Annotated in this window: 10 protein-coding genes and 1 pseudogene; 2 read left to right on the top strand and 9 right to left on the bottom strand. The window is 71.5% G+C overall.

Going from position 1 to position 12131, the window contains the following annotated elements; translation table 11 throughout:
* The 3 genes and pseudogenes from A8713_RS31720 to A8713_RS31710 form a co-directional block, all read right to left on the bottom strand.
* Positions 1–244, bottom strand: a pseudogene (locus tag A8713_RS31720) (hypothetical protein); the annotation flags it as partial.
* Between the two features lie 354 nt (positions 245–598).
* On the bottom strand, positions 599–1978 hold the full coding sequence (dacB, locus tag A8713_RS31715) for a D-alanyl-D-alanine carboxypeptidase/D-alanyl-D-alanine endopeptidase (RefSeq protein ID WP_064537146.1): 1380 nt from the start codon (positions 1976–1978) through the stop codon (positions 599–601).
* 193 nt (positions 1979–2171) lie between these two features.
* The gene (locus A8713_RS31710; protein WP_064537145.1) at positions 2172–3059 is read right to left on the bottom strand and encodes a hypothetical protein; all 888 of its coding nucleotides are present in this window, start codon (positions 3057–3059) and stop codon (positions 2172–2174) included.
* A 337-nt stretch (positions 3060–3396) separates the two neighbouring features.
* On the opposite strand from A8713_RS31710, the gene A8713_RS31705 reads away from it, so the two are divergent.
* On the top strand, positions 3397–4023 hold the full coding sequence (locus tag A8713_RS31705; RefSeq protein ID WP_064537144.1) for a papain-like cysteine protease family protein: 627 nt from the start codon (positions 3397–3399) through the stop codon (positions 4021–4023).
* A 4-nt stretch (positions 4024–4027) separates the two neighbouring features.
* Positions 4028–4960: a hypothetical protein gene (locus A8713_RS31700; RefSeq protein WP_079159219.1), complete on the top strand. Its 933-nt coding sequence runs from the start codon at positions 4028–4030 to the stop codon at positions 4958–4960.
* Positions 4961–5927: 967 nt separating this feature from the next.
* Here the strand turns inward: A8713_RS31700 and A8713_RS31695 are convergent.
* From A8713_RS31695 to A8713_RS31670, 6 genes are read right to left on the bottom strand one after another with little or no spacing between them, the layout of a single operon-like run.
* Positions 5928–7529, bottom strand: coding sequence for a fused response regulator/phosphatase (locus A8713_RS31695; protein ID WP_064537143.1), 1602 nt, complete (start codon positions 7527–7529; stop codon positions 5928–5930).
* Entirely contained in the window at positions 7526–9295 is a 1770-nt protein-coding gene (locus A8713_RS31690; protein ID WP_064537852.1) for an ATP-binding response regulator, read from the bottom strand. Before A8713_RS31690 ends, A8713_RS31695 begins: the two co-directional genes overlap by 4 nt.
* 50 nt (positions 9296–9345) lie before the next feature.
* Positions 9346–10416, bottom strand: a complete 1071-nt coding sequence (locus A8713_RS31685; RefSeq protein WP_173860942.1) for an ATP-binding protein — start codon at positions 10414–10416, stop codon at positions 9346–9348.
* Positions 10404–10820, bottom strand: coding sequence for an anti-sigma regulatory factor (locus A8713_RS31680; RefSeq protein ID WP_064537142.1), 417 nt, complete (start codon positions 10818–10820; stop codon positions 10404–10406). The genes A8713_RS31685 and A8713_RS31680 overlap by 13 nt, the downstream gene beginning before the upstream one ends.
* Positions 10820–11200 (bottom strand): STAS domain-containing protein, encoded by a 381-nt coding sequence (locus tag A8713_RS31675; protein ID WP_064537141.1) that lies wholly within the window; start codon positions 11198–11200, stop codon positions 10820–10822. The genes A8713_RS31680 and A8713_RS31675 overlap by 1 nt, the downstream gene beginning before the upstream one ends.
* Positions 11197–12051: an STAS domain-containing protein gene (locus A8713_RS31670; RefSeq protein ID WP_064537140.1), complete on the bottom strand. Its 855-nt coding sequence runs from the start codon at positions 12049–12051 to the stop codon at positions 11197–11199. The genes A8713_RS31675 and A8713_RS31670 overlap by 4 nt, the downstream gene beginning before the upstream one ends.
* Positions 12052–12131 lie beyond the last annotated feature (80 nt).

Genomic DNA, 12131 nt, shown 5'->3' with positions numbered 1-12131 from the left:
CCACCCCGTCGAGCACGAGCCAGACAACGGGCGTCTCCAGCGCGGCGACCTCTCCCAACCCGAATCCCAGCGGCTTGTGGCGCTCGCCCGTGCGGCTGAGCCGCCGCACCACCGTGGCGTCGTCGAAGCGGCAGAGTCCCTTCACGAGCGGCAGCTCGTCGGACGCGAGATCCGCCACGACCGAGCGCACCAGATCACGCACCGGAAGACCGGACTGGGGGACCGGACCGGTCGTCACGGTCATGACAGTTCCGGATACCACTTGACTCCCAGACTTCCCGAGCCTCTCCACGGCCCGCAGCGAACCGGTCTCCGATCCAGCACTGTCCCATGCGGTGTGGCCGACTCGGCAGGACTTTCCGCGGGACGGGATCAGGGTCGTGGAGCGCCCGGTCGCCGTGCCGTGACCGAGTGCTGCCTCGTTCCGGTAGTGACCAGGAGGGCTCGCAACTGATCACCCTTCACCGAAACTCCTCATAGTCGGGCGTGTCGGAGGCCGTCGAAAGGCCGGAGGAGGCGGTGGGCGCGAGGAGGCGCCGGGGGGACGGAACCAGTCCATCCCCTCCAGCGCCTTCTCTGGAACGATGTGGCGGAACGGTCAGGCCCAGCAGCCGTTCACCGTTGCGGCGAGGCCGTCCATGGCGTCCTTGATGCCCGCCGGGTCGGCCGTGGAGTTGTTCTCGATGAACGAGAAGACCCGCCACTCGCCGTCCGCGGTCTTCGTCACGCCACTGAGCGCGACCGCACCCGTGAGCGTGCCGGTCTTGGCGTGCACCTTGCCCACGGCGCACTTGGAGTGCGCGTCGTCGAAGCGCCCCCACTCCGGGCCGAGGCTGGAGCCGGCCTCGCCGGCGACAGGCAGACCGTCCACGATCGAGCCGAGAGCCGGGGCCCGCGTGATCGCTTCGAGGAGCTGGGCGAGGGTCGCGGCGGGGATGCGGTCGGCGCGGGACAGGCCGCTGCCGTCGTGCATCACGAAGTTGTCCAGAGAGACCCCGTACGAGGCCAGCACCTGGCGGACCAGGTCCACGCCGCCCTCGAAGGTGGCCGGCTTCCCCAGGGTCACGGCGGTCATCCGCAGCAGGGTCTCGGCGATGTTGTTGTCGCTGGTCTTGAGCATCTTCTTGACGATGCCCGACAGCGGTCCGGAGGTGTGCTGCGCCACCGGTACGGCGGACCGGCCCGCCTGTGCGCGGCCGACCTGGCCGTCGACGGTGATGCCCGCCGCGGCGAGCTGCTTGGCGAACACCTTGCCGGCGTCGAGGGAGGTGTCCTGTACGGCGGCACCGTCGACGACGAGCGAACGGACCGGCGCGACCTCGGTCGGGTAGTAGCCCTCGTTCCAGCCGTCGGCCAGGCTCGGCTCGGCGAACAGGCTGTCGTCGACGCGGACCTTGACGTCGGTCCGGCCGGCCGCCTTCAGACCGGCGACCGCGGCCTTCGTCATGTCGGCCAGGTCCGCGCTGGTGAGGGTGCGGTCGCCGCCGCCGATGAGGGTGAGGGTGCCGTCGCCGTAGACGACCCTGGTGGTGAATCTGTGGTCAGGGCCGAGCAGGGTCAGGGCGGTGGTCGCCGTGGCGAGCTTGGCGTTGGACGCCGGCATGAGCGCGGTGGAACCGTTGTGGTCCCACAGGGTGGTGTCGGAGTCGCCGTCCAGGACGACTCCGCTGACGTCGGAGCCGAGGCGTGTGTCGGCGACGCGCTCGTTGAGGTTCTTCACGAGCTGGGCGTCGTCGGCGGTGGGGGTGCCGCCGGTCCGGGCGGCGTCGACGTCGTGGGCCGGGCTGGCTGCGGTGACGGTGTTGCCGTCTGCGGCGAAGGCCGAGGTGCCGGCCAGCGTGGCGGAGGCCACGGGGACGGCCAGCGCGAGGACGAGGGAGCGGCGCGTGCCTATCCGGCTCACTCTCGCCTTGCGGTGCCGGTGGTTTCCGGACGGGGTGAAGGAATGGGTGGGGGTTTCATCTGGCGTACCAGTCATAGAACGCGTCCAAGTGTCTGCTGTGTGGTTCTGTGCAGGGGGAACGGCGCGCACGTTACCAGGCGTCACATGTGTTTTCCGGGGGCGGAGACGGCGGTTGTGAACGAGTTGCAAGGACGCGTGACCGGTAGGAAACGAGTATGTCCGCCTCATGTGGGTGTGCGGATCGCGGTCTGCGGGTCGGCGGTGTCCCTCACTCCCAGTCCCAGCGGATGCCCAGGAGCCCGCGAGCCGCCTCCTGCTCGAAGAGGTGCACGGTGTCATGGGTGTTGAGCGTCAGTTCCGCTGTGAGAGCGGGCGGTACGGAGACGGAGGTCTGGGTGAAGCTGTGGCACCGTAACGGAAGAGCGGTGCGGTCGAAGCCGATCTGCAGGGCGTAGGGGCTGCCGGCGAAGAGGAAGGCGCGTGAGTACTCCTGGGACGGTTCGCCTGTGCCGTCCTGGAAGTGATACCGCACCATGGTGGTGTCACCCACCCTCAACCGGGTGTCGAGGAGCAGTTCGGCCACCACGAGGCCGGCTTGCTGGTTTCTGCGCACCCGGCCCGGTCGGCAGTTCACGAAGCCGGTGATCCGCACTCGTTCGGTCGCGCAGCCGTGTTCACCGATGTGGACGGCCAGGTAGCGGTCCACGCCGTCGCGGTGGGCGCGCAGCACCTGCTGCGACTCGCGGGAGGCCAGGCGCCGTCGAGCGTCGATGGTCACCGTCTCGGACTGCATCACGGTGTGCAGTCCGCCGTCCTGCGGGGCTTCCAGCTCGGCCAGTACGTCGCCCATGCCCGAGCCGACCAGCGTGCTGTATCGGCGGCCGGCCGGGTGGGCCAGGGTGTCTCGTGGTTCCAGGAGTTGGCTCAGCGCCTGTCCGGGCAGGTTGAGGAGGTCTTCCAGGGCGGTGATCGCGCGCAGCGACTCGCGGCGGCCCGGGTGGCGGATGCCTCGCTGCCAGTAGCTGAGCGTGGTGACGCTCACGGTGATCCCTCGTTCGGACAGCCTCTGCCGGACCCGGTGCAGAGCCAGCCCGCGGGCGGCCAGCGCGGTGTGCAGAGCGAGGGAGAACGGTCCTGTGCGCAGCGCTTCCTGCAAGTGGACTTCGCTTGCAGCACGGTCGGCCGCGGTTCTGCCGTCGGAGCGGGCCACCTGCTTCCTCCTGCCTTCGTCCCCGGCCGGTGCGCGGTGTGGATTTTCACTGCCGTCTTCGAGCCGGTGTCGGGGCGGCAGGCCAGGGAGGACGCAGTGTAGGCCACGGTGTTCACAAACGCAGGCGCCTGTGTTCACATCGCCGTCGCCTCGACGGAACTCGGACGTTGACCGTGGACCGTCATGACCGGATGCTCTTCGGCAGGCGTCCGGACGCTTGCTCCCCGGCAGGAACGTCCGGGCACTCCCCCACCCTCCGTCCCTCTCAGGGAGAACCGGTCTCATGTCATCCCACTCACAGTGCTCGGGCCTGTCCCGGTGGCGGCGCGGCCTGACCGCATCGTCCCTCCTGTTGGCCGCCGTGCTGTCGGCGACCGCCGTATCGGTCACCGGCGCCTCCGCCGCCGACTCCCCCAACACCGCGGTCAGTTCGAGGAACGTGCTGGACTTCACCGAGCAGGTGCAGAGCAAGGACAACTGGTGCTGGGCGGCCACCGGCGCGTCCATAGCCGCGTACCAGGGACACTCCGTGTCGCAGAACAGCTTCTGCAACGCCGCCTTCGGGAGAAGCCAGAACAGCACCTGCCCCAACGACCAGGCGACCCTCGGCAACGACCAGGCCGCCTACAGATGGCTCGGTATGGCTCCGGGCACCTACATCAACGGGACCATCAGCTACTCCAAGCTCCAGAGCGAGATCGACTACAACCGCCCCGTGCAGACCCGCATCGCCTGGTCCTCCGGCGGTGGGCACATGGAGGTGCTCTACGGCTACGACACCTCCACCAACTTCGTCTACTGGGGCGACCCGTGGCCCGACGACTACCGCTACAACTGGTCCTCCTACAGCTACTACCGGGACAACGGCGACTTCACCTGGACCCACACGCTCTACGGAATCGGAGCGTGACCTGATGGCCGCCCAGACCCCACAGACCGCACAGACCGCCCAGACCACCGAAGCCGCCGTGACGCGCCGCTCCTCCACGATGCGCGCCGTGAGTGCCGGCGCACTGACTGTCCTCGCACTCGGTCTCGCCGTCACCCCTGCTTCCGCCGGGTCCCCCGATGTCCGCGCTCCGCAGACCTACACCGCCGCGCAGCTCTCCGCGGCCCGGACCGCCGCCACCACCGACAGCACCCTCACCCTCCTGGACAACTACTTCGCCCATGCACCGGTGCGGGGCGCAGCGCACGCCGTCCGGACGGGGCAGAGCGTCCCTCGCGCGGTGGGCCGCAGTGTCACCGTCAGCTCGCTCAACCCCGCCTTCGTGGCCGGGGAGGCCGGCGCACCGGTCGCCAGACCGTCCTTCGTCGCCACCGACTTCGTCTCCCCCACCGGCCAGACGGCCACCGTGCAGACGGCCCTGACGGCCAAGGGCTGGCAGATCGTCACCATCGCGAGCGGCACGGACGAGACCGACTTCACCGCCAAGGCGCAGGGCAAGGGCACGGTCTTCCGTGAGCCGCAGATCAACGCCTGGTACACCGTGCGCGGTGAAGAGATCCTGCCGCTCAACACCGAGGCCCGTGCGGTGGTCGGTCCCTCCGGGACGTCGCTGGCCGCCTACTACCGCCATGTGCACAGCGCCTACGGCACGAGGCTGCCCGGCTCGTCCTACGACAAGAAGGGCATGGCCGGCGGGTTCGGCAACGCCGCACCAGACGCCGCCGCACGGAGCAGGTCCGCCGACACCACCGCGCCCGGCAAGTTCACCGAAGCCACGGCAACCGGTACCACCGGCAGCGCGTCCGGCACCAGCACTACGACGCTCCTGGCCGTCGTGGCGGCAGCCGCTCTGGCAGGCGGCGCCCTCGTCGCCCGTCGGCTGCGACGCTCCCGCTGACCGACATACACCGCGCCCCTGACGTGCTCGTGGGGTGCCTCGGATGCACCGTCCGACAGCCGCCAACCTGTCCGAGCGCGAGCGGGCCCCGGCAGCACATGCCGGGGCCCGTGGAGTGGTCGGCCGTCGTGCGGGCGGACGGGCTTGTGTCTCCCGTAAGGGGAGGCGGCAGAGTGGGGCATGGACGGCGACAGGATCCACTCGATCGGTGAACCGGCCCGGCGGACCGGTCTGACGGTCAAGACCCGCTTTGTGTCTCCTGCGGCTGCGGCATGCGGTGCTGACGGCGGTGGCCGAGCGCGGGCTCACCGCTGAGGAGACCGATCCCAGCTCTCCGAGGACGAACGCCGACGCCTGATCGAGGGCTTCCTCGACTCCGTCTTCGGCGGTCTCGGCACCGGTTCCGCGTTCGCGGGGACGTGGCGACACGACGGTCCCGCGCCGGGACTTCGCCGTATTGGTCTGCGACCAGGTCGGCCCCGCCCTGGCAGCGGGATCGACCCGGCCTCCCGACGGGTCGCCCCGATCGTCGCGGCACTCGCCGGTCACTGTGCCCGCATCCTCGGCCGCCCCGACGACGCCGAACTGCGCCGCCTGCTGCTGGCCCGGCTGGAGAGCGCGAGCGACCCGCGCCGGGACCGCTACTTCGAGCTGCTCGCGGTGATCACCGGCTGGCCGGCTCCGCAGAGCCTGGTACCGGCGTTCGACTGGTCCGTCCGGGCCGTCCGCGCCCGAGCGGGGCGGTAGCGGGGCGGGGTGTCGGCCGCCGTCGCCGGAGGCCGAGTCTCCGAGCGGTGAGACGGCCGCGGGCAGCCGCGTAGGTCATGACCGCTCGCTCCGGCACCGCAGTGCCGCGGCGGGCGGGCGAACGCTCGGGGACGCTCCTCCGCAGCGGGCAGGATCGGATGGTGTTGGTCGCGACGCCGTACTCTGCCTGCCGGGCCGCAGAGTCCACCGGCGCCATCTTCTACCTCAGCCGGGCCGCCAGGATGGCCACGTCGTCCTTGCCGTCCGGTGGGAAGGCCGTCATCAGTGCCTCGCACATCGCTTCCGGGCTCGCGGGGCCGCGGGCCACCGCCTCGCGCAGCGACACCAGCGCCTTGTCCAGGTCGACACCCCGGCGCTCGATCAGGCCGTCGGTCACGAGAACGAACTCGGTGCCGGGGGTGAGCGGCACCTCGGCCGGCGGGGGGTGGGGCAGGTCCATGCCGAGGAGCGGGCCGTGTTCGTGGTGGAGCCAGGTGCGGCCGTCGCTGTCGCGGAAGACCGGCGGGATGTGGCCGGCATTGGCGACGCGCAGCACACCCGCCGTCCGGTCGATCTGGATGATGCACAGGGTGGCCGCGCGGACCGGGTCGTTGATGGCGAGCACCTTCTCCAGCCGTACCTGGATCTGGTCGGGCGCGTGTCCGTCCAGGGCATAGGCGCGCAGCGCGTGCCGCACCTGGCCCATCACCATGGCGGCCTCCAGGGAGTGCCCGGCCACGTCACCGACGGCCAGCACCAGCCCGTCGGGGGTTTGGACCGCTTCGTAGAAGTCGCCGCCGATCTCGGTGTGCCTGCTCGCCGGGTCGTAGCGCACCGCCAGGTCGACGCCCTCGGGAGAGGGCAGGGCCTCGGGCAGGAAGCTGCGCTGGAGTTTGAGGGCGAGCGCGTGCTCCTCGTCGTAGGAGCGCAGCGCCTCCAGGGCCAGTGCGGTGGCGTGGGCCAGCTGGGTCAGCAGGTCGGTGTCGGCGGGGGTCGGCACCGCGTCGGTGGGGACGACGACGGCGGCCGGGGGGCGGCCGGGCTTGGTGCGTGCCAGCGCGACCGCTCGGGTGCCGTGCGGCTGTCCGCCGGTGTGCGGGGCGGTCCAGGAGTCCGCCACCGTCTCCACCGCCGCTCCCACGGCGGCTCCGAGCGCGTGCCGTTCGAAGATCTCCGCCGGTACCGCGGGTACCGTGCCGCTGTCGGCGGGCAGCCCGGGTGCGAGGGCCGCGTAATGGACCGTACGGCCCTCCGGGTCGCTGAGGACGACTTCGGCGGCGCAGCCGAGCACGGCGGCGGTACCCTCGGCCGCCGTGCGGGCCAGGGCGGCGGCCGACATCGCCGAGTACAGTCCGAGCGTGGTGCGGTTGAGCAGGCCGAGCCGCTGCGCCAGGGTCTCGGCGCGGCGCCTGGCGCGGGTGTAGCGCAGTGTCGCCGTGACGGTGGCGAGGAGTTCGCCGGGCGCTATCGGTTCGGTGAGGTAGGCGTCGGCGCCCCGGTTGAGGCCCTGTGTGCGGTCGGAGGCGCTGATCGCCGACGCGGAGACATGGATGACCGGCAGCGATGCCGTGCGCGGGTCCACCTTGATCCGCTCGCACACCTCGAACCCCGTCATGTCGGGCAGCCGTACGTCGACCAGGACGACTTCGGGGGGCGCTTCGGGGTCGGCGGCGCGGGCCAGTCCCTCCTGGCCGTCGGCGGCCTCCACCACCTGGTGGCCCGCGCGGCGCAGGGTGGTGCCCAGCACGTAGCGGTTGGTCGGGTTGTCGTCGACGAGGAGGATCAGTGCGGGCTTCTCGTCGGGCTGCCGGGGGATCGTCATGGTGGCGGCGTGTCCTTCGTGTCCTTCGAGTCCGTCGGTTCGGCGGCCGCGGTCCGGCCCTCGGCGGCGGGGCGCAGGCCGAGTGCCTCGGCCAGCCGTTCGGCAGTCAGATGGGTCTTGCTGAGCACCGCCCGCGCCCGGCCGAGCCGGGCCCGGTCGATGTCGGAGACGCCCATGCTGGTGAGGACGACGACGGGCACCTGCGCGAGCGAGGGGACCGCCGAGATCTGCTGGAGCACCTGGTAGCCGTCGGGCGGCGGCATGGCGAGGTCGACCAGGACCGCGTCGGGCAGCGTGGTGCGGATGGTGCGCAGCGCCTCGACGCTGCGGGTGACCTCGGTGCTGGTCTCCGCGAGCCGGTCCAGCGTCGGCCGGAGCGTGCTGAGGAAGACCGGGTCGTCGTCGATGATGACGACGCTGCGCAGCAGGGGCTCCTGCGGCAGCGGGACGGGCCCGGCGTGCGTCGGGGCCGCGGGCAGTTCGACGGTGACCTCCGTGCCCTGGCCGAGGCGGCTGGTCAGGGTGAGTGTGCCGCCGAGCAGTTCGGTGAGCTTGCGGGCGTAGGGCAGGCCCAGGCCGGTTCCGGAGACGTGGCGCTGGTGGGATCCGCGCACCTGGTAGAACTCCTCGAAGACCTGCTCCACCTCGTCCTCGGGGATGCCGACGCCGGTGTCCGTGACGGTGAGGAGCGCCCACGGGCCGTCCGGCCGCTCCTCGGCCCGCACCGTGAGCCGGACCGTGCCGGAGGCGGTGAACTTCAGGCTGTTGGAGAGGACGTTGCGCAGCACCCGGGTGAGCATCACCTCGTCGGTGGTGAACGGTCCGGGGAAGGTCGTGTCGGCGATGTCCAGGGTGACGCCCTCGGCGGCGGAGGAGGAGAGGGTGCCCCGCAGTTGGTGCAGGACGGTGCGCAGGTCGACGCGGACCAGCTGCGGCTCCAGCCGTCCGGACTCCGCCTTCGCGGTGTCGAGCAGTTCTTCGACCAGGGCGAGCAGGGTGCTGCCCGATCCCGCGATGAGCGACACCTGCTGGTGCTGTTCGGCCGTCAGGGGGTCGGCGTTCTCGTCCAGCAGCAGCCGGGCGAGGGAGATCACCGCGTTGACCGGGGTCCGCAGCTCGTGGCTGACGTTCGCCCAGAAGCGGGTCTTCGCGGCGCTCGCCTGGCGCAGACGGCGGCTCTTGTCCTCCAGGTCGGCGTAGAGGGCGACGACACCGCGGTTCGTCTCCTCCAGCTCGGCCGAGAGCTCGGAGTAGAGCGCCATCACGCCCGCGTTGGTCTCGTCCAGTTCCTTGTTGAGGCGTTCCAGTTCCTCGGCGCGGGCTCGTTCGTCCTGAAGCGCCTGGAGAAGCTGACTGTTCTGCCTGCGGAGCTCCTCGCTCATATCGGGGCCGCGCAGACCCGCCAGTTCCGCCGTCACCCGCTCCGCGGCCTCCTCGGCGGTGAACGGGGCGGTCAGGTCCTGGCCGATGAGCAGACGGCCGGGGCCGTCGGTGCAGAGGTCGAGGAGCCGGTGCGACGCGGTCAGCAGGTCATGACTCGGCGCTTGGTCCCCCTTCCAGAGATAGCGGACGGCAACCCGGTGCGGCTGCCCGGCCAGGCGGACGAACTCGGTGACCAGACCGGCGGAGCCCAGGAGTTCGGCTCCCGCCTCGCTGGCCAGCGTCACGAGGCGGACGCGCTTCGCTTCGCCGAGCTCCAGGGCCTGACACACCGCTTGCCCGTGCCGGCGGAGTTGAAACAGATCGTCCTGCCTGGTCAAGGGCATCCGGGCGAGGATGCGTTCCCGGTCGGCGGGGTCTCCGGCCGGCCCGGGGTTCACGGTGTCGCCGCCTTGAGGACCAGTACGCCGATGTCGTCGCGGCGCGCGCCCGCGTCCCGCAGGATCTGCGCGGCGACGACCGTGGGGGTGCGGGCGAAGAGGCCGGGGAAGGAACTGGGGGACCAGCGGTCGTTGAGGCCGTCCGAGTGCATGACGAGGACCGCGCCCGGCGCGGCGTCGGCGAAGACGCTCCGCGCCCGGGGCAGATGGGCTCCGACGATGCCGGGCGAGGAGAGCAGGGAGGACCTGCGGCCGTCGGAGACCAGACAGGTCGTGGTGTTGCCGACGCCCGCGAACTCGATCTGGCGGCCGGGGAAGTCGACCCGGACCACGGCGACCGCGGCGCCCCGGGTGCCGCGCAGGGCGCGGTGCATGTCCTCCAGGACGGCCTGCGGCCGCGTGCCGCGGCTCGTCCGGAACGCCTCCCGCGCCACCTCGCCGGCCCGCGCCGCCTGCGGGCCGTGGCCCAGCCCGTCGCACATCATGGCGAGGAGGGGGGTGGTGGCCTCCGCCCCCTCGGCGGGTGTGTCGGCGTATCGCACCGCCCAGGTGTCCCCGCACATCTCCTCGCCGCCGATGGGGCGTGTGAGGCCGCCGATCTCCACTCCGGAGGAGGCGCAGGCGGCGGCCCCTCGGCCGTCGGCGTGGAAGCGGGCGAGCAGGGCCGTGCCGCGACCGGCCAGGGTGTGGATGTCGAAGGCGTCGGCGAGCCGGACGATGGCACCGAGGCCCACCCCGAGGGTCCCGGCGGAGGACGTCCCGTCGCGCAGCGCCGCCCGGAGGTCGGCGATGCCGGGGCCGGTGTCCGTGGACAGGATGTCCAGTGCCGCGTGTTCCCCGTCCATCGCCACCCGCAGGACGAGGGCGCCGTCGACGGCGTGCCGCTGGAGGTTGGTGGCCGCCTCGGTCGCCACGATCTCGACCGAGGCGACGCGGTCCTCGCCGATACCGAGGCGGCGGGCCAGCCGTGCGGCCTCCCGGCGGGCCGCGATGGGCAGACCGACGTCGACCCGGAGCCAGACGGTCTCACCGGGTTCGGCGAGCAGAGGAGCGGTCACCGGGCCCACTTCACGATGGTGACCCGGGTCCCGCGTCCCACGCCGGTGTCCAGTTCGAACTCGTCCGCGAGGCGCTTGGCGCCGCTGAGGCCGAGTCCCATGCCGCTGCCGGTGGTCCAGCCGTCGGTCAGGGCCAGCTCCACGTCGGGGATGCCGGGGCCTTCGTCGGCGAAGAGCAGCCGGACTCCGGAGCGGCCGTTGCTCCAGGCCGCCTCGGCGTCCATCCGGCCCCCTCCCCCGTAGACGACGGTGTTGCGCGCCAGTTCACTGGCGGCGGTGACGAGTTTGGTCTGGTCGACCAGGGACAGTCCGGCCTCCTGCGCGAGGGCGCGCACCAGTTGGCGCGCCTTGACCACACCGGCGCTCCCGTCGAGTTCGATCGACTCGGCCCGCCGCGCGGTGTCGCCGGGCATCAGGCGCGGCCCGGCTGCTCGGCGTGTACGGCGCGGCGAAGAGCCGCCAGGCCGGCCTCCAGGTTCAGAGCGGTGCGTACGCCGCCGAGGGTCAGCCCCAGTTCGACCAGGGTGATGGCGACCGCCGGACGCATGCCGACCACGACGGTCTCCGCGCCGAGCACCCGGGACATGGCGGCGACCGTGGCGAGCATGCGACCCACGAACGAGTCGACGATCTCCAGGGCGGAGATGTCGATCACGACGCCGCGTGCCCCGGTGTCGACGATGCGTTTGGAGAGGTCGTCCTGGAGGTCCAGGACGGTGTGGTCCTCCAGATCGACCTGGATGGACACCAGCAGGACGTCCGAGATCTGGAGAACGGGGACGCGATCGGTCACAGGAGGCTCCCGCGGTTCTCCGCCAGCTTCTTGTCCCGCTCGATGGTGCCCAGCGCGTGCCGCAGGGCGTCGGCCAGGGTGCTCTTCGTCGGGATGTCGCCGAACTCGATCCCCAGGGCGACGATCGTCTGCGCGATCTGCGGGCGGATGCCCGAGATGACGCAGTCGGCGCCCATCATCCGCGCGGCGACCACGGTCTTCAGCAGGTGCTGGGCGACCTGGGTGTCGACCGCGGGGACGCCGGTGATGTCGATGATCGCCTGCGTCGAGTTGTAGTCGATCAGCGCCTGGAGCAGCCGCTCCATCACGACCTGTGTGCGCGCCGAGTCCAGGGTGCCGACGAGGGGCACCGCCACGACGCCGTCCCAGAGCTTGACGACCGGGGTCGACAGTTCCAGGAGCTGGTCGGCCTGCGCGGAGATGATCTCTTCGCGTGTGCGCGCGTACGCCTCCACGGTCAGCAGGCCGAGTTCGTCCAGGACGCGGCTGAGCTGGAGGTAGGCGCGGACGTCCCCGGCGCTCCCGGTGAGTGACGGCTCCAGGACCTGCTTGAGGGCGAAGACGCTGATGGCCGTCTCGGTCGGGGTGAAGCCCTGCCGGGCACGGTTGCGGGACAGCTCCACCAGGAGGCTGCGGACCTCGGCGAAACCGTCGGAGTGCACGCTGAGTTCGCCGGTGGCGAGTCCGGCGCACATGGCTGTGTAGAGGTCACGGAGCTCCCGCTCCACCTCCGCGGTGCTCAGTCGGCCCGTGAGCGATTCGCCCACCACGGTCACCCACTGGGCGACGAACGCCTCACTGTTGCCGGTCAGCAGCTCCACCAGGCGCTGCGAACCACGGTCGTCGGTCACTTCCACGCTCCTCGCTGTAGACAATGATCGTACGGCAGACGGGTGAACCGCAGCGGTCCGGCGGGGCGGAGTCCGGCCGC

Source organism: Streptomyces sp. SAT1, from assembly GCF_001654495.1.
Taxonomy (GTDB): Bacteria; Actinomycetota; Actinomycetes; order Streptomycetales; family Streptomycetaceae; genus Streptomyces; species Streptomyces andamanensis.
Note: the sequence above shows the minus strand (reverse complement) of the source record. Positions and strands in the feature narration are given on the sequence as shown.